Raw genomic sequence first — 21,894 nt, forward strand, 5'->3', positions numbered from 1 at the left:
GGCGGTTCTTCCGCGAAGATATTCAAAGGTATGGCGACTCTCGCCGTCGGCAATGGGCTGGCGAGAATCGCGGGCTTGGTAGCCATACCGTTCCTTACCCGGATCTACAGCCCCGAGCACTTCGGCATTCTTTCGGTTTTCACCGCCCTGCTGCTGATACTGACGCCCTTGATGACGCTGCGTTACGAGCTTGCCGTCCCGCTGCCCCGCCGAGACAGCACGGCCATGAACCTGATGGCGCTGTCCGCCCTCCTCATCGTCCTGATGACCTTGGCCTTGAGCGTGATGCTCGCGCTGGTCGGCCCCGCTCTGCTGACCGTGGCCTCGGTGGAGGCACTGATACCGTACCGCTGGATTTTGATCTTCGCCCTGTTCAGTGCAGGTATATATGAGGTGCTGCTGATCTGGGCAGTACGCCGACGCGCCTATTCGACCATCGCTCGGACTCAGCTGCAGCAGAGCGTCATCGGGTCGATTGCCAAGATTGCGTTGGGAATGGTGGGACTGAAGCCGCTCGGGCTTCTCGCGGGCCAGGTCTTGGGCGCCGGCGCGGGAACGATGACACTGATACGGACGTTTCGCGCGGACGTGAGACGCTACTGGCGCCACGTTACGCTGAGGCGAGGCTGGTACATGTTGCAGCGCTACAGGAGCTTTCCCGCCTACCGCTTGCCATCGCAGTTGCTGCAAATTTTCTCAAGCCAGGCGCCACTATTACTGACCGCATCCGTCTATGACGCCCGAACCACCGGCCAACTGGGTTTGGCAATGATGACGTTGGCGCTGCCCATGAATCTGCTGGGGCATTCCACAAGCAAGGCTTATTACGCCGAAATCGCCTCGATGGGACGCAAACGCCCGGCCGAAATTCGCGTGGTCACCTATTCGGTCATCAAACGGCTGCTTGCACTCGCGGTCGCTCCCACGCTATTGCTGCTGGTCTTCGGCCCGGCGCTGTTCTCCCTTGCGTTCGGGGCTCAGTGGGAGCTGGCGGGTGAGCTGGCATCGATCCTGGCGATCTACCTTCTGTTCCAGTTCATACACGCGCCAGCGTCGCATCTGCTATCGATATTCGAAGGCCAGCGCCTGCTCCTGATGTTGAACGTGCAGCGTGCAATCCTGACGGTCGCCTGTTTCGTCAGCGCGCATCTACTGGACTTACCGATCACCTCGGTGCTGCTGCTTTATGCAATAACGCTTTCGGGCCACTACCTGTTCAGCTTGCTAATGACGCTACGGGTCATTCCCCGCTAGCGAGTCAGTGAAAAGGGCAACTGCAGGAAGTTTCAAGGGGCTGCTGGACGCGCCGATAACGCGTCCGTCCTTTCGTCTGTGTTCAGGGTTCGCGCTTGAGTGCGTTGAAGCCGCCGACGCGCCGAGATCCAGCGAAGGCATTACGCGACAGATAATAGAAAAATAGCGGGATACCCACGGCGTAACGCTTGAACAGCCGGCGCGGCTCCATGAGCATGCGGAACGCCCACTCCAGTCCGAATCGACGAAAAAACATCGGCGCACGCGGGAAGCGCTGCGCCGTGAAATCCAGAATCGCACCGCCACAGATCAGCAAAGCAGGAGTGTCCATCGCCTTCTGAAGATGCAGAGCCACATGCTCTTGCTTCGGCATGCCCATAGCCAGAACGATGATTGGATAGCGACCCGGTACATGGTGCTGCCGATAAAACGCCAGGTAATCCTCGGAACGCTTGAATCCATCTATCGCATGGAACATGCGGTTCCCAAACAGCTTGCGGGCGCCATCGCTCAACCACGGCTCTCGCGTGCCCATCGCAAACAGCTCGTAACGATCCTCGGAGTCACCTACCAGATCGTCGATCAACTCTGGAATGAAGTCAGAACCATTAAGATTGGCCTTCGGTTCCAAACCGTTGAGCATGCAGGCGATCTTGATGCCTATGCCATCGCGCAGCAGGTAATTGACCTGGAGAAAACTATCCCGAACCGAAGGGTGACGTTGCGCAATGTTGTAGCCGTGCTGATTGAGAAAACCAAGAATCGTTGGCGACTCACGCTTTCTCAGCTCGGAAATGAAATGCCCGGTCTCCACTTCATCCAGTAGTTTCAGCTTCCCTATCAAAGGATCCGTCCTTTTGGTGAGGGGATTTTTCATAAATAGCTTCTCTGTCTGTAATTCGATTGAAAACTCGTTGGATACCCGCCGCGACAAGTCATGGATCACACACCGCGGTGAGGAAGATTCGCTTAGAAAAAACTGAACATTGCCCGCCCATGTCGGACAAACGAAGCAGCCGCCCCTGCGGCACCTTCTCAAAGAGCAAGAAGAGGTAGTCAGATGATAAGGACACGCAGCGCTTCGAAACGGTCAAAAGGAATACTCCTCGGACTCGCACTTGTGCTCGGGAGTGCCGCAAGCGAGGCAGAAAATATCGATTTGATCGGCCTCAACATTGGCGGAGCCGCATTCTCCGGGAATGTCATTCCTGGAAAATATAAAACAAATTATTTCTTCCCCGCCCCCGGCTACTTTGCCCAGTGGCAGGAGAAGGGAATTAAGACCATTCGCTTCCCAATCATGTGGGAACGCCTGCAACGAGAATTGTATGCAGAGCTTGACGAAGATTACGCACAGTTGATCGAGCAAACCTTCCAACAAGCCGCCGACCATGACATACGCGTGATCCTCGATATCCATAACTATGCCCGCTATCAGAAACAGATCATAGGAACCGAAGCCGTACCGATATCGGCATATGAGGACTTGTTGGAACGCATCGCCAAGCGCTGGAAAGATCAGAAAGGGCTTTACGCCTACGACATCATGAACGAGCCACACGGCGCCGACGAATACTGGCCGGCAGCAGCCCAGGCCGGTATCGACGCCATCAGAAAACATGACGAGAAGCGCCCCTTGTTCATCGAAGGAAACTTCTGGTCGAGCAGTTTTCTTTGGCCCAAGTTCAATGATCCGCTGCTGCAACTGAAAGACCCCTCCGACAAGTTGATATTTTCCGCCCACTTGTATCTGGACAAACACAGTAGCGGACAATACAAGGAACCGCTGGAAGACGACTTCGACACCATGCTCGGCGTCAAACGGGTCAAACCTTTCATCGATTGGCTGATCAAGCATGACAGGCAAGGCCATATCGGTGAGTTTGGTATTCCGGCAGATGAACCGCGCTTGCTGGAAGCGATGGATAACCTGCTGGTTTATTTGCAGGAACACTGCATTCCGATGACGTATTGGGCGGCAGGATCGGCATGGGGCAAATACAAACTGTCCATTGAGCCGAAGGACGGTCAGGACCGCCCGCAGTGGGACATTCTCAGCAAGTACGTCGGTCAGGGCGAATGCGCCCGCATCGGGCCAAACGCCTGAATGACATCTCTCGGCTGCGCAGGCAGCCGAGAGTTCTCTCTTCAGCTCTTCGAAGAAGGTGCTACCGGCACTCCTCTGCCGAGTATCGATTTGGCCTTGCCGATCAGCTTCGCCTTCAGGCTATAGCTTTTACGCAGCGTATTGGCCTTGAGGTTGTAGACCTGGCCCGGCACATACATCTCGTTGGTTTCGATGCAGTACACCGGCTTGCCGCTGAGTTTCATGATCTCGATAGCTTGCTTGACCTCGCTCTCGACGAACAAACGGGTCAGCGGTTGTTTGGCATACACCTCCGCCTTGAACTTGTGATGAATATTCAGCCGGCGACGCTCTTCAGCGGTGGGAAGGTCGAGCATGTGCAGGGTTCCGTACTGCACACCATTGCGCTGTAACCATTCTTCCGTTTCGGCGCGATACTTTTCCAGGCGGCTGGTCACCAGATGCGCGACCTTGACCGAAGGAATGAACAGGGGCCGTGTGCAACTGAGGAAATCCCGATAGTTCGGCCCGTCATCGTTTTCCTCGATCGTCGGGTCGACACAAAGCACACCGTCGATATCCAGACAGGCCTGGGTCAGAAACGGGTGATGCATGATGTTCCATTCGAATACGCGGGGCTGCTCGACGAGCTCGAGATACATATCCACATGGTGGCGGTTATGCCGCTCGGCAAACACTGCCATCGTCACGACGTTGCCATTGTAGATAGCCCGTATCTGCTCTTCGGCGGCCCGCATCGATTTGGCCGAGGAGATACTGTCGTCGACGAGCAGTATTTTTTTCGCATCCCTGGGTTTGACCAGTTCGGCATGCTTGTAAGTACGAGTGTTACCTTTCTTCAGGTCATCATTGCGCAGGAACGAATAGAGATCCGTCAGCGGCAGGTTCTGCTTCAGCGCGATGATGCTGGCGACCAGCATCCCGCTTCGTGGGATACCAACCACCAGGTCGATATCATTTGGAATCTTGCTGGCACATTCATTGCTGAGCCGTGATAGATCATTCAGGCTTCGGTAATTCATCGAGCACTCCTGTGTCCTGTTCTTTTAACGGTCCATTTCCAGATGACAAACCTGTCGATGTTCAGCGCCCTAACGACGCACGTAATTGCTTTGTATGGGTGTGCACATAGTGAAGTACATAGAGGGCCAGTGCGTTGGGCTTGGAAAAGTTCAGAAAACGCGTTCTGATATCCATATCCTCTCGAATCGCCTCGAAGCGTCGTTTGTGCGAAACACCGGAAGTGTCAAAGATGCACAATGGGAACGACAACTGCATCACTTCGCTTTGAAGATCCAGCCCTTTCAGAAATTCAAGCAATAGACAGTAGTCTGCCGATAACTTGTAATCGAGCCTGAACTCGAACGTGCGCAGCCGCTCGTTTTCGAAATACATGGTCTGATGGCTGGCGGGCAAACCCAGCGGAGCACGTTCGATGGGGTGAGCACTGGTGAGTTTCAAATCGCCGTTAGCTTCTTTGCGATAGAAATCACCGTAGATGAACTTTGGCTGAATAACCGTTTTAGACAGCTGTTCACTTATTCGCTCAAGTACCTTCGAGTCGGCAAGCGAGTCTCCGCTATTCAGAAACAAGGTATAGCCGGGCGTCTCGACTGCACGAAGCCGCCCTTTGTTCATCGCGTCGTAAATACCCTTGTCCGGCTCGATAGTGATTTCCGCCTGACTATCATCCAGGCTTTTCAGCCACTCACCACTGCCATCCTTGGATGCGCCGTCAATAACGATCCAGCGGAAGTTCCGGTAAGTTTGGGCGGCCAGGCTCCGATACGTCTCCTTCAGGCCGTCGAAATTATTCCAGTTTATAGTTACGATACTGAAACTGACCATAATTCACCTGTTCGAGATTTGCCGTAAGAGTCGAGTTTTCTGTTTGCAGCTTGGCGTAATAAAGGAAGAACGCTGCAGCCATGCCATAAATATCGCCAGAAAACGTCAACGCGTTGGAAAGCGCAAAGTTAAGCATACTGACGACAAATGACAGTTGCAGCGCAGCCAGGAGAGCGCCTTTATCCGCGCACTGGCGCATGATCCAGATGAAGCCGCCATAGAACACTAGAGCGGCGATAGGCGCCAGGAATCCGAATCGGTAATACACACCGAATATTCCGACGTCGGCAAGATAGAAATGCGAATTGTAGATTCGTGAGAATCCACCGTCCCATTGCAGAGACAACGCGCCCATACCGAAGTAGCTGTTCGCACTAATGGCGTCCAGAATGATCGCTACGGTTCTTTCCCGTACGCCCGGCCCGGACGTAGCGTCGAAAAGCAACGCATCGAATCGAGCAAATTGCGCGTGATAGAACTCCGGCGCCAGCAGATAGGAAACAACAAGAATCGCCACCCCAAGCGCACTCATCTTCATCAGCGAGTCGATGCGCTTGCGGAAGATCCACATACCCGCCAAGGCCCAAACCACCATGGTCTGCCGGGTCTGCAGCACCAACCACAGATAGGCGATGAAGTAGAGCAGAATCAGCAACCTGCCGACCGTCACGCGGTCCCGCATGCTGTACATCACCATGAATGCGGAGATCGTGACGAAGGGCGAGCCGATACGGAAGCGATCCGGCCGCAACAGATCTTCGTACTGCGTCCAGTCATCTACGGTGAAGGAAACGCCTTTATTCTGGGGAATGATCCCCAGGTAATAGGCAAAACCCAGGGTCGCGCAGAACAACGCTACATAGAGGAAGTACTTCCCCAGCTCTTCTTGGGTCGGAGACGCCATGATCAGCAGGAACAGCGTCGGGAAGAACACCAGGTATTGCAGGAAACGGCGCTCTTCCAACAACCCGTACACCAGCGGCTGGCCAAAATTCAGGTTTGCAAGCACTGCCGATATCAACGGCAGCATGACGCCCATGAAAATGATCCACAGGCTCGTTTTGGACTGATAGACCCACTTCCATGCGACGAATAGGCAGGCGGTCGCTGCCACGACCAGCAGCAGGAACAGCTCCTGAAAGTATGGAATTCCGGCCCGCTTATCATCCGTCAGGAAGAAGCAGGTGGAGTTCAGCAACAGAAGCATGAACAGTAGATTCTTGTACGCCAGAACTTTCCTTAACAAGCGCTTTCCCCAATTTTCCAGATGTGACGTGGCGAACACAGAACCGAACCGGCTTGGATTGACGACCTTGGAGGACGGTTCACCACGGCGAGGAATCAGGTGCCATGGATGGACAACGACAGCGGCAAAAAAGTCCGCCGCCGTGGCCAAAAGGCACCGAGTTCGTCATCCAGGCGCTACCGGCCTCTGCTTTTCAGTCGCCAAAAGATGCGCGTCTGCTCTGTTCCGCCCTCTTCCCTGCCTTTCCCTGTATTGCTGCGCAGCGCACACAGTTCTACTGTGCTGCCGCGCTGTCGATCAATCAGTGCCGAGCCTGGTGTTGGTTCTCGACGAACCAGCGATAGGCATCGCGTAAGCCATTTTCCAGACTGATGCTGGCCTGCCAGCCCAGCGCCTTGAGGCGGGATACGTCCATCAGCTTGCGCGGTGTCCCATCCGGCTTGGAGCTGTCGAAAACCAGCCGGCCCTGGTATTCGGTAACCCGGGCAATGGTTTCGGCCAGTTCGCGAATGCTGCAATCGACGCCGGTACCCACGTTGATATGCGACAGCATCGGCTGGGTATGCGCCTGGTAGGTCGCGTCATCCAACTCCATCACGTGCACGCTGGCGGCGGCCATGTCGTCCACATGAAGAAACTCGCGCTGCGGCTTGCCGCTGCCCCAGATCACCACTTCGTCATCACCGCGCTGGGTCGCTTCATGGAAGCGCTTGAGCAACGCCGGCACTACATGACTGTTCTCTGGATGGAAGTTGTCGTTCGGGCCATAGAGGTTGGTCGGCATGACACTGCGATAGTCGCGACCGTACTGACGGTTATAGCTTTCGCAGAGCTTGATACCAGCAATCTTTGCGACCGCGTACGGCTCGTTGGTCGGCTCGAGCACACCGGTGACCAGCGCCTCTTCCTTCATGGGCTGTGCGGCGAATTTCGGATAGATGCACGACGAGCCGAGGAACAGCAGCTTGTTGACGTCGTTGCAGTGCGCCGCGTGGATGATGTTCGCCTCGACCATAAGGTTCTGGTAGATGAATTCGGCCGGATAGGTGTTGTTAGCATGAATGCCGCCAACCTTTGCCGAAGCCATGTACACCTGATCGATCTTGTTCTCCGCGAAGAATGCGTTTACCGCTGCCTGATCGACCAGATCCAGGTCCTCACGTCCACGCGTGATGAGGTTGTCGTACCCCAGCGCCTGCAGACGACGGACGATGGCGGAGCCCACCATGCCGCGATGTCCTGCAACGAAAATACGTGCATCACGATTCATATCAGTTCTCCACAGACACTGGAACGTCGAAGCCGTGCTCTTTGAGCAGGGCATGGCGCTGGGCGATCTTCAGGTCTTCGCGGACCATTTCGGCGCACATTTCCTGCACGCTGATTTCCGGCGTCCAACCGAGCTTTTCCTTGGCACGGGTCGGGTCGCCGAGCAGGGTTTCCACTTCAGCCGGACGGAAGAAGCGCGGATCGACATGGACGATGACGTCGCCGACCTTGAGCGCCGGCGCCTTGTCACCCTCGATGCTGGCGACGATGGCGCGCTCGTCCACGCCGCTCCCTTCGAAGCGCAACTCGACGCCCAGTTCGGCTGCCGACCACTTGATGAATTCGCGCACCGAATACTGCACGCCGGTGGCGATGACGAAGTCTTCGGCCTGCTCCTGCTGCAGCATCATCCACTGCATGCGCACGTAATCCTTGGCATGGCCCCAGTCACGCAGCGCGTCGAGGTTGCCCATATGCAGAGATTTCTCGAGACCTTGGGCGATGTTCGCCAGGCCACGAGTAATCTTGCGCGTCACGAAGGTCTCGCCGCGGCGCGGTGATTCGTGATTGAACAGGATGCCGTTGCAGGCGTACATGCCATAGGCTTCGCGGTAGTTGACCGTGATCCAGTAGGCGTACAGCTTGGCCACCGCGTAGGGCGAACGCGGATAGAACGGCGTGGTTTCCTTCTGCGGGATTTCCTGTACTAGACCGTAGAGCTCAGAGGTGGAGGCCTGGTAGAAACGCGTTTTCTTTTCCAGCCCCAGCAGGCGAATGGCTTCGAGGATACGCAGAGTGCCCATGCCATCGACGTCGGCCGTGTATTCAGGCGACTCGAAGCTGACCGCGACGTGTGACTGCGCGCCCAGGTTGTAGACCTCGTCCGGCTGCACTTCCTGGATGATGCGGGTCAGGTTGGACGAATCGGTCAGGTCGCCGTAATGCAGAACGAAGTTCTGATGCTCGACATGCGGGTCCTGACAGATATGGTCGACCCGCTGAGTGTTGTACTGCGAGGCACGGCGTATGAGGCCATGCACTTCGTAGCCCTTTTCCAGCAGGAGTTCGGCGAGGTAGGAACCGTCCTGGCCAGTAATCCCGGTGATCAGCGCGCGTTTCTTTTCCATTTCAATGTACCTGTAGGTTCCAGATGACAAGGGTGTTGATGCAAGACCGAACGGACGACGCATCGGCGCCCAGGCGCCCTGCTCCGCCAGACGGCAGTTTCGATTGATTGTTGGCAGCCAAGGTTAACGAGGCGTTACCGAGCGGCCTGGTGCGGACAGACGGGCCTCTCATGCGAGCATTTCCTCGTACAGCGCCCGGTATTGCCTGGCGATGACCGGACTGTCGAAGGTGCTGGTGATCTTTTCCCGCGCATTGAGTACGAGCTGTGGATAGTCCGCCTCGCCCGTGACCCACTCGACGCCGTCAGCAAGGCCCTGCGCCTCGAAGGGTGCTGCCTTATAGCCGTCGTGCTTATGGGTCACGATGTCCTTCGGGCCGGTGGCGTCGAAGCACACCACGGGAGTACCGCACCCCATGGCTTCGGCCAGCGTCTTGCCGAACGCCTCCATCAGGCTCGGCGCGATGAACACATCGGCGGCCGAATAGAGCAGGCGCAGCGAGATGCTGTCGTGCAGATAGCCGAACGAGGTGTAGTCGAAGCCCAAACCATCGGCGATGGACTGGTCCAGCTTGCCGAAGAAGCACAGGTGATACTTGGCCGGATCGAGGTGCTTGAGCATCTCGAGGTATTTGCCGAAGCCCTTGTAAGTGTCCTTGGCGCTTGTGCTGCCGGTGAGGATGATCTTCTTCTCAGTATTGAGCCCCAGCAGCTGCCGAGCCAAGGACTTGTCCAGCGGAAAGAATTCACTGGCGTCGACGTTGTTATGAATGGTGCGCACGTCGAAGTCGCGGAACAGCAGGCTCTGCCGGGCCTGTTCGGAGACCCAGTCACTGATGCCGATCATCTTCATCGATTTGGGCAGATACTTGCGTTTGCGGTTAAGCACGAAGCGCGACAGGTCTCGCTCGGAGCGGCTGCCGAGTTGATCGCAACTGCCGCAGCCGGTGGTGAATTTCTCGCAGCCCATGCCGTAATGGCAGCCACCAGTCATCGGCCACATGTCACGCATCGTCCAGACCACCGGCTTGCGCAGCTGAGCCAGGTGCTTCATATCGATGAAACCGCCGTTGACCCAATGCAAATGCACCACGTCAGCCTCACGGCACTCATCGCTCTTGGTGAAATCGGCACCCATCACGCCAGCGCTGAACATGCCCGACTGGCGTCCACGGTAGAAACTGGCGAACGCCTGGTCGGCCTGGCTTCTGGCGATGCTGATGATCTTGTCTTTCTTGCTGCGGCTGACGGATACCACCGAGGTATCGCCATGGGTGACCTGGCTATTGGTATAGACGCGGGAATCGACCCCCAGCGAGCGCAGCCCCTGGTGCAACCAGTACGCGCCGCGAGCAGCGCCTCCGGTCAATTCGCCAGCGACCAAATGCAAAACCTTCATTGATCTAGGCTCTCTTTAATACGCTGGGCCGCATACCACCGGCGCGCGGCAATCAGCACGATCGCGATCAGCGACGAATAGATGACGATGCAGGCGACGGCAAAGGCCTGCACAGTTGCCAGCGCACTACCGACCAGCAGTGCTCCGACAAACAGCGAAAGCACGCGCAAACTGGTGCTGAATATCTCGAATAGAAGGAAACGGCCTTGCAGCGACAGCGCCGGGACCGCCACCACGCACGGGCGCGAGACAAAGATCACGTACTCGGCCAGCGCCAGCCAGCGGGCATACTCGCCTGCCACATGCCATTGCTCGCCGAACACCAGCGCGAACATCCAGGGCCCGAGCGCCACCACCAACGAGAACGGCACCAGACCGACCAACGCCAGCGCGGTGGTCGCCTTCAGCAGCATGGCTGCGACCGGTTCCCGATCGTGAATGGCGCGGCTGATGCGCGGGTAATAAACATCGGCCACCGATTTGCCGATCATATTGGTCGGCATGGTCAGCGCCTGTTTGCACAAGGCGAAGAACCCAGCGGCCGCCGGACCGAAATACGCCGCGAGCACCAGGGTTGGCAGATGCTGCGAGACGGCATTGATCAGCATCACCGGGGCGCGGAACTTGGGAAAGTCGCTATGCTGGCGGGCCAGTTCGAGCATACCGGGGCGCTCCTGCCCCGCTTCACCGGCGTGATTATCTTCGTGGGGCTTGGCCCGCAGTATCGCCAGACCCAGCATGGCCGCGTGCAACGCCTGCTGCAGCGCAGTGGTGCACACCAGAACCAGCGCCGAGGACTGCACCAGGCCGGCAATGGTCCGCATGGAGTTGAACAGCAGCGAATGCCCGACCGCCACGCTCGCCGTGATGCGGAAGCGCTGGGTGCGAAACAGCCATTGCTGGCAGATTTCCAGTGCCGCGCCACAGAACATCACGAACGGGATGAGCATCAGGAACGGCTGGATGATCTGCATCTCCAGCGCGGTCGTCAGCTGCGCACCGAACAGATACAGGCCCAGCGCAACCACCGACGCCAGCGCCAGCGCAATCGTCAGCGCCAGCCGCGCCAGGCCCCGCGCATCGCCATCGCGCTTGGGCAGCACGATGGCGATGGGATAGGTCAGCGCCGCGACCGGAATCAGCATCATGGTCACGCTGAGAAAGGTGCCCAACACGCCATAGGCTTCCGGCCCGTAGATACGCGTGATCACCGGCATGAAGGCCAGCGTGATCGCCTGCGCACCAGCGGTACCGGTCACCACGGTGAGGATGTTGCGCAGCAGTTTGCTACGCATGCCTCCATGCAACAGCGCGGCCAGCCGTTCCCTGGTTTGGGGGGAGCCACTGCGCATGCTGGACTGATCGATGGCGCTCACTCGCTACCCCTCGTTCAAGCCTGAACCGGCTGACGGCCGACGCCGTAGTAGCTGAAGCCTTCGCGCTTGACCTGCTCGCGGTCGTACTGGTTACGCCCATCGATGATCAGCGGAGTGTTTAACAAGCGCTTCAGCGCACGGAAATCCGGACGACGGAATGGCTTCCACTCGGTCACCAGACACAGGGCGTCGGCATCGATGGCAGCCTCGTACTGGCCTTCAACGATCTGCAGGCGACCTTCGGTAAACCAGCTTTCCGGGAACTCGCGGCGCGCTGTCTCGCGGGCGACCGGATCGAAAGCACGAACCTTGGCGCCGGCATTGATCAGGCTGTTGATCAGCACCACGCTCGGCGCTTCGCGCATGTCATCGGTACCCGGCTTGAACGCCAAGCCCCAGACGGCGAAGGTGCGGCCGCTGAGATCACCGTTGAAGTGGGTGGAAATCTTGTTGAACAGCGAGTGCTTCTGCTGCTCGTTACGGGCCTCGACCGCCTGCAGCAGCTTGGGCTCGAAGTCGTTCTGGTGAGCGATGTTGATCAGTGCCTTGACGTCTTTCGGGAAGCAAGAGCCGCCGTAGCCACAACCGGCATAGATGAAGTGGTAGCCGATGCGCTCATCCGAGCCGATGCCCAGGCGCACGTTCTCGACGTCCACGTCGAGGCGCTCGCAAAGGCTGGCGATTTCGTTCATGAAGGAGATCTTGGTCGCCAGCATCGCGTTAGCGGCGTACTTGGTCATTTCCGCATCGCGGATGCCCATGAACATGGTGCGCGGGCGGTTGCGGATGAAGGGCGCGTAGAGGGCACTCATGACCTCGCGGGCGTGATCGTTGTCGGCGCCGATCACGATCCGATCGGGATGCATGAAGTCATCGACCGCCGCACCTTCCTTGAGAAATTCCGGGTTCGATACCACCGAGAATTCGATGTCGACGCCGCGCGCTTCGAGACGCTCCGCCACCGCTGTACGCACCAGGTCCGCCGTCCCGACCGGCACGGTGGATTTGTTCACCACGATCGCCGGACCGCTCAGGGTATCGCCGATCTGCCGAGCGACTTCCAGCACATAGCGCAAGTCCGCCGAACCGTCCTCGCCAGGCGGGGTGCCGACAGCGATGAAGAAGACTTCAGACTGCTCGGCCGCCTCACTCAGCGAAGTGGTGAAGTGCAGACGTCCGGACGTGTGGTTCTCGACGACGATATCTTCGAGGCCTGGCTCATAGATCGGCAGAATGCCCTGCTTGAGGTTCTCTATCTTGGTCTTGTCGACGTCGACGCAGTAAACCGTGTTGCCCATTTCAGCGATACAGGCACCGGTAACCAGCCCAACGTAGCCGCTTCCAACGACGGTGATGTTCATAGCAAGATCCTCGATTAAACATTGAAACAGGCATGCCTCGGCGCGACCCTTTCGGTGGCCGGTGGCGCAAAACTGGGCAGATTCAAACGGGTCAGGTTCCTTGCTGGCCGAACCTGACCCCAGGCGGATGAACGAGCCGGCTTAGACCGTTTGCTCGCTGTAGCCGTAGTGATCGTAATAGCCACGGAACTGACCGTTCTTCTTGGCTTTCTCGATATCGACGGCGTTGAGCACTACACCCGTCAGCGGCGCGTTGCTGTTCTGCAGCTGGCTTACACCTTTCTGCACATGCGGAATCAGCGTGGAGTCGGACTTGACGACATAGATCACAGCATCGGCGAGGGTCGACAACACGGCGGCATCGCTGACCGCCTGGCTTGGTGGCGAGTCGATGATGATGCGGTCGTAGCGGCCCTTGACCACTTCGAGCAGTTTCGCGAAGCGTGGCGACGACAGAAGCTCCAGTGGGTTGGAAGGCACTGCACCGGCGGCGATCATGTCGACGTTGCCGACCGTGTGGATGCACTCCTCAAGCTTGGCATTGCCGCCGATGAGGTTGACCAGCCCCGGCGTGCCCGGCTTGAAGTCGAACGCCTTGTCGAGGGTCGCGCGGCGCAGGTCGGCGTCGATCAGCAGCACACGATGCAGCTGCCCCATGGCGAACGCTAGGTTGGCCGAGACCGCACTCTTACCTTCGTCCGGCGCGGTGGAGGTGATCACCAGCACCTGACGCGGCTGATTGGCTTCGCTCAGCAACAAGTTGGTACGGATGGTGCGCACGGCCTCGCAGAAGCGCTTGTCGCCGCTGCGCTCGAACAGATGGCTGACTTCCTTGCGCAGCTTGCGCGGCACCATCGGCACAATGCCCATGACTGGCAAGCCGAGCTTGTTTTCGACTTCTTCGGAGCTCTTGAAGGTGTTGTCGAGGATTTCGCGGATGATGGCCTGCGCAATACCCAGTACCAGCGCCAGGAACAACGCCACCGCCAGAATCAACTTCTTGTTCGGTGCACTGGGTTCGGTCGGCGGGATGGCCGCATCGACCACACGGGCGTTGGTGGAGCTCAGATCCGAGGTCGCGGTCGTTTCCTGCAGGCGGGTCATGAAGGTGTCGTACAGCGCGCGGTCGCTTTCGACCTGACGCTGGAGATCACGCACCTTGAATTCCTTGCGGGAGATATCCTGGATGCGGCCTTTGTTCTCGTCGAACGAAGCACGCAGGGAGTTCTCGTTAGCCATTGCCAGTTGATAGTTGCGCTCGATGCTCGCTACTACCTGCTCGACTTGCTGACGGAGACTGGCAGTGGCCGCATTAAGATCGGAACGTGCGGAAACCATCGCCGGATGACGATCGCCATAACGACGGGACAGGTCTTCGACGCGCGACCGGGCATGTGCCTGATCCGCCTTGAACTGTTGAATCAGGGGGTGACCCAGCACGGCCGGCACACTGGCGAGACGCTCCCAGCCCTGGCTGCGCATGGATTCCACCTGACGGTACTGGCTCTCGGCTTCGGCCCGCTGACGACGCGCGTCGATCATGCGGTCGCCGGTCAGAGATAGCTCGTTGGCACTGATGGTGCCGACACCATCCAGATCCACGAGACCTTCGGCGTCCAGGTAGGCCTGGAGACGGTCTTCGGAGTCCTGCAGATTTTCACGCAGGGAGACCAGGCGCTCGTTCATCCAACTGGCGGCTGTCATCGACATGTCGACCTTGGCTTCCAGCTGCGCTTCGATATAGGCCTGCGCCAGTTGGTTGGTCGCTTCCGCAGCGGTCATGCGGTCGGCCATGGCGATGGACAGATAGACCAGCTGGCTCTTGCCTTCGACCCATACCGACGTCCGCTCCATCAAGGATTGAGTGGCGTAGTCGAGGATCTGCGCTTCGGTAGGCGCCTCTTCCTCTTCACCGGTCAGGGCAGCGGCGATACCACTAAAGTCGATCAGCGGCCCAGGCTGTTGGCGCAGATCGAATTCCGGGTGCTCGGTCAGATTCAGATCGCGCACCACACGCTCGGCAACGCCGCGGCTCTGCATCAGGCTGAGCTGAGTTTGCAAATATTCGCTGAGCTCGACGGGCGTGTCCGCAGCAGGCTGGAAGGACAATACCGGTGTGCCCTTCGTCTCGATGAGCACCGACGCGACGGCCTTGTAGATAGGGGTCATCCGCGACAGCAGCACGATTGTCAGCAGCACGACGCCCACCACCAGCAGGGCGATACCCCACTTGCGTGACCAGATTGCGTGCCAGATTTTCTTAAGGTCTATGAAATCGCTATCGGTTGCCGGCCCTACGGGGCGCTGCCATGGCCGATCCGGGCGAACTGGGCTGTTCATCAGAAGAATCCTTCATCGATGTTAATCGTGTCGCCGGGGCGAACCAGTGTGTTCATGGTGGCTTTTTCTTCGGCGCGGCTGCCTTCGGAGCCGCGAACGATGGTCATGCGTCTGGTCGATGCACGCTCGGTCAGCCCTCCTGCCAAAGCGATGGCCCGATCCAAGGTGAGTCCGGGCTGGAATGGGTAGCCACCGGGAAGTTTCACTTCGCCAGCGATGTAGAACTCGCGATAGTTGGCAACCGATACCGACACGCGCGGATCGACCAGATAGCCATCCTTCAGCTTCTCGACCAGCAGGTTGCGCACCTCGCCCGGTGTCTTGCCGTTGGCATCGACCTCGCCAATGAATGGAAAGGTGAAGGTTCCGGCGTCCGTCAGGCGAATTTCTTCGAAGGTGAGGTCCGGCTCGCCGTGTACGTTGATACGAATGATGTCCCCTGACCCCAGCTGATACTGCGCGGCGCTGGCCGCCGCACTGAACGCCAGCAGCACGAGCAGAGAAAGGAATTTGAAAATGTTCGGGATGCGCATGGTTGGCTCCTCCTTAGGCACTGGTTAATGTCCTACCCGGCCTCAAAGGCTCAGGTCGAAACTCAGCAAGTAAACGTTTCGGTCGTAGGTCCTCGAGCTCAGGCTGGAGTCGTTTTCCGTTCTGAGATATGACAGGGTCACGTCGGCCCAGCGGTCTGGCGACCAGGTCACGCCGGCACCGTAGCCGCTGCGCTCATCGTCTCGATTGATACCTTTGTACTCGCGATCGGAAAAGCGGTAGAGCAGCTCGGTCGATACACGCGAGGTCCACTCGTGATCCCAGGTGGCGAGCGTCGTCCAGTCATTAATGGTGCTGGCACCGTTGTCACCCTCGTCGAAGGCGCGACGGGAATTGAGCGTGAACGCCGAGTAACTACGGGGTTTATAGGTGACGCCGATTTCCCACATGGGGCTGGTGGAGTCTTCACGCTGATCGCTATCGAAGTCCTTGCGCTCGGCGCCAAGCTTGAACATGCCGGAGGTCTTCGCGCCGGCATCCCAGGTCGCACCGCCAAGCAACGCCACGTTGGTGCTGTCACGCAGCGCACTGCTTAGCTTGTAGTCGTGATCGGTATGGCGTATCTCAATGAGCGAGCGCGTCTTGGAACCCAGACGATGGAACCAGACTGAGTTGAACATCAGGCTGTTGCGTTCTTCGGACGCGTTGATGTTGCCGCTGTTGTAGTAGCGGCGCTGTTCGTAATTAGTGCCGAACTCGAGCTGATTTTGTGCGCTCTGTGCACCGAAACGATAAGCGGCGCGAGCGATGGTCCGGCTGTACTTGTCGTTTTCAATAGCTTGCTCGGTGTCGGCCGTCTCCTCTACGCGGTGGTAGGCCAGCCCCCAGCTCAAACGATGGCGTGAGGTGAATTCCATGACGCTTCTTAGATTGAGATGGTGGTCGGTGTTACTGGCTTCGGAATCCGAATGAAAAATATCGCTGTTGAAGGAATACTCGAGTTCGTACTCGCTGTTGCGATTGCCCGTCCCAAGCAAGAAGGTCGGGTTGATTCCAGTTACCCAGGACGCCCGTTCGTTATCTGCCAGTCCGCGATAGTTATCGTCATAGCTCTCACGCACGACCAGCGTCGGGGTGAACTCGTAACCACCAATGCGAATATCCTGAGGATCGTTAGCGGCCCAGCTATTGGTAGCTGCAAGGCACAGTAGCGATACACCTGGAAGCGTGATGTTCCTCATATGGAATCCCTTCTCGGAGATAAATTGTTGTTCATGCCTTCACTCTGGCCGCGACGCCCATTCTTGTGAGGAGGCATAGACACGCAACAGACCGCAAATATCCCGGACAGTTGCAGAATCTATGAGCGACGTAGATCAAAGCGGCAAAAACGCACGTGCTCCGCCCTTCAAGACAGGCTAGTGCCACGAGTTACAGCCCCATAGGGAAGTACAGACGCACCGGCATTGCTACAGACATAGCCGTGAGTGCCTCGATCAGCGTTCGAACGGCAGGCTCGTAACATTCGGCAACGACTATTTAGACGAGCCACATCGCTGCGCCGCCGCACCACGCAAACAGTTGGCGCACTAAAGCCCACCGCTTGCGTGTGTGTCGTAGAGATCGAGAAAGGAAGTCGGCGCCTGGCTGCTACGCCCGCGCCGACGGATCAGGTGCGCTCGATGCGATCCGGATGGATGACGATGCGGCCCTGCTTGTAGAGGCCGCCGATGGCCTTCTTGAAATTGCCTTTGCTGACGCCGAACAGCCGAGCGATCTCGTCGGCTGCGGTTTTGTCACTGACCGGCAGGCTGCCCTGGTTCTCCTGCAGTTTCTGCAGAATCAGCGCCTGCAGGGCGTCAGCGGCTTCGCTGCCCACCGGCTGGAGGCTCAGGCTGATCTTGCCGTCGGCGCGCATTTCCTTGATGAAGCCCTTTTCGTGCATACCGCTGCGCAGGAACTTGAACGCCTCGTTCTTGTGGATCAGCCCCCAATGCTTGCTGTTGATGATTGCCTTGTGCCCAAGATCGGTGGCCTCCACGACCAGTAAGTCAACGGCTTCGCCGACCTTGTAGCGCTGTGGGGTCTTGTCGAGATAGCGATCTAGCCGAGCCGTCGCGGTGATGCGGCGGGTGTGCTTGTCGAGGTAGACGTGAACGACGCAGTAGTCGCCCTCGTTCAACTGACGTTTTTCCTCGGAATGCGGCAGCAGCAAATCTTTGGACAGGCCCCAGTCGAGGAACAGCCCAACGCGGTTGATTTCCTTGACCTTGAGGCTGGCGAACTCGCCCACCTGTACCTTCGGCTTCTCCGTGGTCGCAATGAGCTTGTCTTCGCTGTCGAGGTAAACGAAGACGTTCAGCCAGTCATCGACCTCAGTCGGCACATTCTTCGGAATGTAACGATTGGGCAGCAGGATCTCGCCATCCGGCCCACCGTCCAGGTAAAGGCCGAAACCGGTGTGCTTGACGATTTGCATGCTGTTGAAGCGCCCGATTGCGGCCATGTGAAAAATCCTGTGGGTCGAAGGCGGCGATTCTAGCAGGCCGGTCGGACGCCAGCGCCCGCCCGGTCAGCTGAATCACCCTGAAACAAGGGCGAGGCTGGACATACGTCCGCCCCGAGTAACTCATTGCGGCAATGCATAGGCGATGATCGAATCGCTCGCTTTGGTTCCGAGCGAGCCATGACCGCCGGCCGGCGACCGCCACTTTGCGCAATTCCTTGCCGGTGGTGACGTCGTAGGCGCGCAGGTGCAGGCATTCTCGATGAGATGCTCTCAACGTCCGCCTTCGCTCGCATCGAGACCAACACGCAGGAGCTTGCCGCTGGCCGAGTCGGTCAGCAGATAAAGATAGCCGTCGGGCCCCAGGCGAACGTCGCGGACTCGCGCGCCGAGGTCTTTCAGCAATCGCTCGTCATGGGTCACCTTGTCGCCATCGAGTTGCAGGCGAATCAGCGATTGGTCCACCAGCGCGCCTAAGAACAGGTTGTGCTGCCATGCGGGGAAGCGTTCCGCATCGTAGAACGCCATGCCGCTGATGCCGGGCGAACGTTCCCAGACATAGTGCGGCGGCTCGGTACCGTCCACGGATTTACCCTTGGCTTCAGGTATCGGCTGACCGCTGTAGTTGATGCCATGAGTCGCCAGCGGCCAGCCGTAATTGAGCCCCGGTTGCGGAATATTGATTTCATCGCCGCCTCGCGGGCCGTGTTCATGCGTCCAGAGCGCGCCGCTCCAAGGGTTGAGCGCGGCCCCCTGTTGATTGCGATGACCGTAGGACCAGATTTCTGGCCGGGCGCCTTGGGTATCCACCATCGGATTGTCGTCCGGAACCTTGCCGTCCGGGTGAATCCGCACCAGTTTGCCCTGCAGCTTGTCCAGATCCTGAGCGGTAGGCCGCTGGTTGTTTTCCCCCAGCGCTATGAATAGGTGGCCGCTGCCATCGAAGACCAGCCGCGAACCGAAATGGATGCCGTTCGAAAGCTTTGGCTGCTGGCGGAAAATGACCGTGAAATCTTCCAGCCCGCTCAGGTCGTCGGCCAGCCGACCACGACCCACGGTGGTGCCGGCCTTGCCCTCTTCTTCTTCGGCATAGCTGAGGTAGACCAACCGATCCTGCGCGAAGCTGGGCGATAGCTGCACGTCCAGCAATCCGCCCTGCGCCTGCGCATAGACGTCGGGCACGCCGTCGAGCGGTTCGGAAAGCTGGCCGTTGCCGTCAACCACACGCAACCTGCCGGGACGCTCCGTGACCAGCATGCCAGCATCGTCCGGCAGGAAGGCAACGGCCCAGGGGTACTCCAGACCGGTAGCGATCTCTTCGACGGAGACACGACCCTGCTCGCTGTCAAAGTATTCGACATCGGCGACCGCGAGGGTCGAACAGGAGAGCGTGGTGCAACAGATGATGGCGCGAATGGCATGGCGCGGCATGAAGAATCCTCCGGAGCGAAACGGGCAATATCTAATGAAGACCATAGACGAAGCGATTTGCTCATCTGATGACCGTTCAAGGAAAAATCGAACAAAAACTAGCCATATCTGTATAATGGCCGGTTCGACTGATCCACAGGAATCCGATGACGATGGCCGCAAAGACCACTTCCGCGAAACGCAAACCCGAACCCGCCAGCGAAACCAGCCAGTCCTTGGCCGAGCAGATGGCGGCCTTTCTGAAGGCCGGTGGTGAAGTTCAGAAGATCCCCAACGGTGTCAGTGGTCAGACTCAAGGCCCTTCGCGGCAGATCACCATCAGTAAGAAATAGATAACCAGAAATAAATAGCCAAGTAGTAAACCCGCAACACTCGACCGCGAGCTTCAGCTGTGACGCAGTACTGCAGCGGCTCGCCGGGTTTCCCCTCCCGCGACATCCGAGCTACCCATGACCGATCCGATACGCCTGTCCAAACGCCTCGCCGAGCAACTCGGCTGTTCCCGGCGTGAGGCTGAGCTGTATATCGAGGGTGGCTGGGTCAGCGTCGACGGGCAAATCATCGAAGCCCCCTATTTCAAGGTCGGCGGCCAACGAATCGAACTCCTGCCTGGCGCCATCGCAGCCGAGCTGCCGCCCGTCACGCTGCTGCTGCACAAACCGGCCGGCCAGGCCACCGCAGCAGATCCGGCTGTCGCCATGGAACAGCTCGCCAAGGCAAGCCATTGGACCGGCGATGATGCTCGTCTCGCACCACGTGATCGACACTTCGCTCGTCAGACCGCACTGCTACCGCTGGAGCCGGATGCCAGTGGATTGGTCGTGTTCAGCCAGCAGCGCGAGGTTATCCGCAAAATTGCCGACCCTCGCGACAAACTCGAGCAGGAATACATTGTGGAGGTCGCCGGCGAACCCGAGGAAGGTGGGCTGGCGTTGCTGGCCAAAGGCATCGGGCACCGAGGCCGGATCCTGCCCAAAGCCAAGGCCAGCTGGCAGAACGAAACCCGCCTGCGCATCGTGCTCAAGGCACCGCAGCCGGGCGATCTGCGACAGCTTTGCGAGGCCATCGGCCTGCAGATGCTCAACTGCAAGCGCATACGCGTCGGGCGATTGTCGATGGCTAAGCTGCCAGTGGGCGAGTGGCGCTTTCTCGGCGAGCACGAACGCTTCTAGAGCGAAACGGCAGCACGCCAAAAAACGAACCTGCCCAGCTGCTCCCTCCTTGCCGCCTGTCGACTATGCTTGTTCATCATCGAACAGGCAAAAGCCATCCGCGGGCAGTATCACCGAGCCCGCGAACGGCCGCCTCGCCATCATTCTGAAGGTGCGCCATGCAACGACTCGTTGTGGTGCTCGTGCTCGTTCTACTGCCTTCGATCTGCACCGCGCAGCAGCGGATCGAGGTTTGGAACTATCACTTCTCGCCGCCATTCATACTCAACGATGGGCAGGGCCTTTCGCACGCGTTCGTCGATCTGCTCAATCGCGACCCGGCCAACCGTGGCCGCTTCCGCTTCGAGCTGGTAGAGCTACCGCGCAAGCGTGTGGACATTCGCCTCGCCCGAAACCGCCCGGGCATCCTGCTCTGGGCCACGCCGAGCTTTTTCACTGCCGCGCAGACAGCAAACGCCAAGTGGTCGGAACCGCTGCTGATCGATCAACAGGTATTCGTTTCACTACCCGATGCGCCGGTTGAATATGAAGGGCCCGAATCATTGCACGGCCTGGTTCTGGGCGGCGTGCTCGGCCACCGGTATCAGGGACTCGAGGAAGATATCGCCAAGGGCGCGATAGAACGCCAGAATGTACATAACGATCTGCAGAACCTCGAGAAGCTGCTCTCCGGACGCATCAATACCTTATTGATCGCTCGCTCCACCCTGCTCCATTACCGTAAGGAACATAAGCTGGGCGAGCTATACATTTCGGCAACGCCCCTGTACCAGTTCGCTCGGCACATACTGATAACCGACACGCTTGGCGAAGCGGTGAAAGACTATCTTGATCAATTGCTCAGCACCCTTCCAACCAACCCCGAGTGGCAGGTCCTTCTGTTTCACTATGGCCTCAAGCCCATCGCCAGCGAGCCATGAGTCGGCTGAACAGAAACGAAACTCGCAGGTCAGAACTGGCGCTGACA

At 58.4% G+C, this 21,894-nt stretch carries 19 protein-coding genes and 1 pseudogene; 5 read left to right on the forward strand and 15 right to left on the reverse strand.

All coding sequences use genetic code 11. From position 1 onward, the window contains the following. The first annotated feature begins 30 nt into the window (after positions 1-30). Entirely contained in the window at positions 31-1,254 is a 1,224-nt protein-coding gene (locus GYM54_RS07595) for a lipopolysaccharide biosynthesis protein (protein WP_181100738.1), read from the forward strand. Positions 1,255-1,336: 82 nt separating this feature from the next. Here GYM54_RS07595 and GYM54_RS07600 read toward each other — a convergent pair whose 3' ends face one another. After that, positions 1,337-2,200, reverse strand: a complete 864-nt coding sequence (locus GYM54_RS07600) for a WecB/TagA/CpsF family glycosyltransferase (protein ID WP_231752222.1) — start codon at positions 2,198-2,200, stop codon at positions 1,337-1,339. A gap of 114 nt (positions 2,201-2,314) precedes the next feature. Here GYM54_RS07600 and GYM54_RS07605 point away from each other — a divergent pair, with 114 nt between their 5' ends. Then, a complete protein-coding gene (locus tag GYM54_RS07605; RefSeq protein WP_181100735.1) occupies positions 2,315-3,361 on the forward strand; it encodes a glycoside hydrolase family 5 protein in 1,047 nt (348 codons plus the stop codon). Between the two features lie 41 nt (positions 3,362-3,402). On the opposite strand, the gene GYM54_RS07610 is transcribed toward GYM54_RS07605, so the two are convergent. The 14 genes and pseudogenes from GYM54_RS07610 to GYM54_RS07670 form a co-directional block, all read right to left on the reverse strand. Continuing rightward, complete coding sequence (locus GYM54_RS07610) at positions 3,403-4,383, reverse strand: phosphoribosyltransferase family protein (protein WP_181100732.1); 981 nt, start codon at positions 4,381-4,383, stop codon at positions 3,403-3,405. Between the two features lie 61 nt (positions 4,384-4,444). Beyond that, the gene (locus GYM54_RS07615) at positions 4,445-5,209 is read right to left on the reverse strand and encodes a glycosyltransferase (protein WP_131650550.1); all 765 of its coding nucleotides are present in this window, start codon (positions 5,207-5,209) and stop codon (positions 4,445-4,447) included. Next, the gene (locus GYM54_RS07620; RefSeq protein ID WP_181100729.1) at positions 5,172-6,416 is read right to left on the reverse strand and encodes a hypothetical protein; all 1,245 of its coding nucleotides are present in this window, start codon (positions 6,414-6,416) and stop codon (positions 5,172-5,174) included. The genes GYM54_RS07615 and GYM54_RS07620 overlap by 38 nt, the downstream gene beginning before the upstream one ends. Before the next feature lie 340 nt (positions 6,417-6,756). Further along, positions 6,757-7,725 (reverse strand): GDP-L-fucose synthase, encoded by a 969-nt coding sequence (locus tag GYM54_RS07625; RefSeq protein ID WP_181100727.1) that lies wholly within the window; start codon positions 7,723-7,725, stop codon positions 6,757-6,759. A gap of 1 nt (position 7,726) precedes the next feature. Continuing rightward, positions 7,727-8,851, reverse strand: coding sequence for a GDP-mannose 4,6-dehydratase (gene gmd / locus GYM54_RS07630; RefSeq protein WP_197445632.1), 1,125 nt, complete (start codon positions 8,849-8,851; stop codon positions 7,727-7,729). Positions 8,852-9,019: 168 nt separating this feature from the next. After that, positions 9,020-10,249, reverse strand: coding sequence for a glycosyltransferase family 4 protein (locus GYM54_RS07635; RefSeq protein ID WP_197445631.1), 1,230 nt, complete (start codon positions 10,247-10,249; stop codon positions 9,020-9,022). Next, complete coding sequence (locus tag GYM54_RS07640; protein WP_197445630.1) at positions 10,246-11,625, reverse strand: lipopolysaccharide biosynthesis protein; 1,380 nt, start codon at positions 11,623-11,625, stop codon at positions 10,246-10,248. Before GYM54_RS07640 ends, GYM54_RS07635 begins: the two co-directional genes overlap by 4 nt. Before the next feature lie 14 nt (positions 11,626-11,639). Next, on the reverse strand, positions 11,640-12,986 hold the full coding sequence (locus GYM54_RS07645; protein ID WP_181100714.1) for a UDP-glucose/GDP-mannose dehydrogenase family protein: 1,347 nt from the start codon (positions 12,984-12,986) through the stop codon (positions 11,640-11,642). A 141-nt stretch (positions 12,987-13,127) separates the two neighbouring features. Beyond that, on the reverse strand, positions 13,128-15,326 hold the full coding sequence (locus tag GYM54_RS07650) for a polysaccharide biosynthesis tyrosine autokinase (RefSeq protein ID WP_197445629.1): 2,199 nt from the start codon (positions 15,324-15,326) through the stop codon (positions 13,128-13,130). Then, positions 15,326-15,859 carry a polysaccharide biosynthesis/export family protein gene (locus tag GYM54_RS07655; RefSeq protein ID WP_197445628.1) on the reverse strand — a complete coding sequence of 178 codons (534 nt, stop codon included), beginning with the start codon at positions 15,857-15,859 and terminating at the stop codon, positions 15,326-15,328. The genes GYM54_RS07650 and GYM54_RS07655 overlap by 1 nt, the downstream gene beginning before the upstream one ends. Before the next feature lie 42 nt (positions 15,860-15,901). After that, positions 15,902-17,059, reverse strand: a complete 1,158-nt coding sequence (locus GYM54_RS07660) for an outer membrane beta-barrel protein (RefSeq protein WP_197445627.1) — start codon at positions 17,057-17,059, stop codon at positions 15,902-15,904. A gap of 428 nt (positions 17,060-17,487) precedes the next feature. Further along, a complete protein-coding gene (locus tag GYM54_RS07665; RefSeq protein ID WP_197445626.1) occupies positions 17,488-18,324 on the reverse strand; it encodes a S1 RNA-binding domain-containing protein in 837 nt (278 codons plus the stop codon). A 123-nt stretch (positions 18,325-18,447) separates the two neighbouring features. Then, positions 18,448-18,574, reverse strand: a pseudogene (locus GYM54_RS22000) (hypothetical protein); the annotation flags it as partial. A 23-nt stretch (positions 18,575-18,597) separates the two neighbouring features. Beyond that, positions 18,598-19,755: a PQQ-dependent sugar dehydrogenase gene (locus GYM54_RS07670; protein WP_197445625.1), complete on the reverse strand. Its 1,158-nt coding sequence runs from the start codon at positions 19,753-19,755 to the stop codon at positions 18,598-18,600. Positions 19,756-19,907: 152 nt separating this feature from the next. Between GYM54_RS07670 and GYM54_RS07675 the strand changes: the two genes are divergently transcribed. The 3 genes from GYM54_RS07675 (at position 19,908) to GYM54_RS07685 (ending at position 21,847) form a co-directional block, all read left to right on the forward strand. Continuing rightward, the gene (locus GYM54_RS07675) at positions 19,908-20,087 is read left to right on the forward strand and encodes a hypothetical protein (RefSeq protein WP_197445654.1); all 180 of its coding nucleotides are present in this window, start codon (positions 19,908-19,910) and stop codon (positions 20,085-20,087) included. A 117-nt stretch (positions 20,088-20,204) separates the two neighbouring features. Continuing rightward, positions 20,205-20,927 carry an RNA pseudouridine synthase gene (locus GYM54_RS07680; protein ID WP_197445624.1) on the forward strand — a complete coding sequence of 241 codons (723 nt, stop codon included), beginning with the start codon at positions 20,205-20,207 and terminating at the stop codon, positions 20,925-20,927. A 158-nt stretch (positions 20,928-21,085) separates the two neighbouring features. Continuing rightward, positions 21,086-21,847: an ABC transporter substrate-binding protein gene (locus tag GYM54_RS07685; protein WP_197445623.1), complete on the forward strand. Its 762-nt coding sequence runs from the start codon at positions 21,086-21,088 to the stop codon at positions 21,845-21,847. Positions 21,848-21,894: the final 47 nt, after the last annotated feature.

This window comes from Pseudomonas sp. MTM4 (genome assembly GCF_019355055.1).
GTDB lineage: Bacteria > Pseudomonadota > Gammaproteobacteria > Pseudomonadales > Pseudomonadaceae > Stutzerimonas.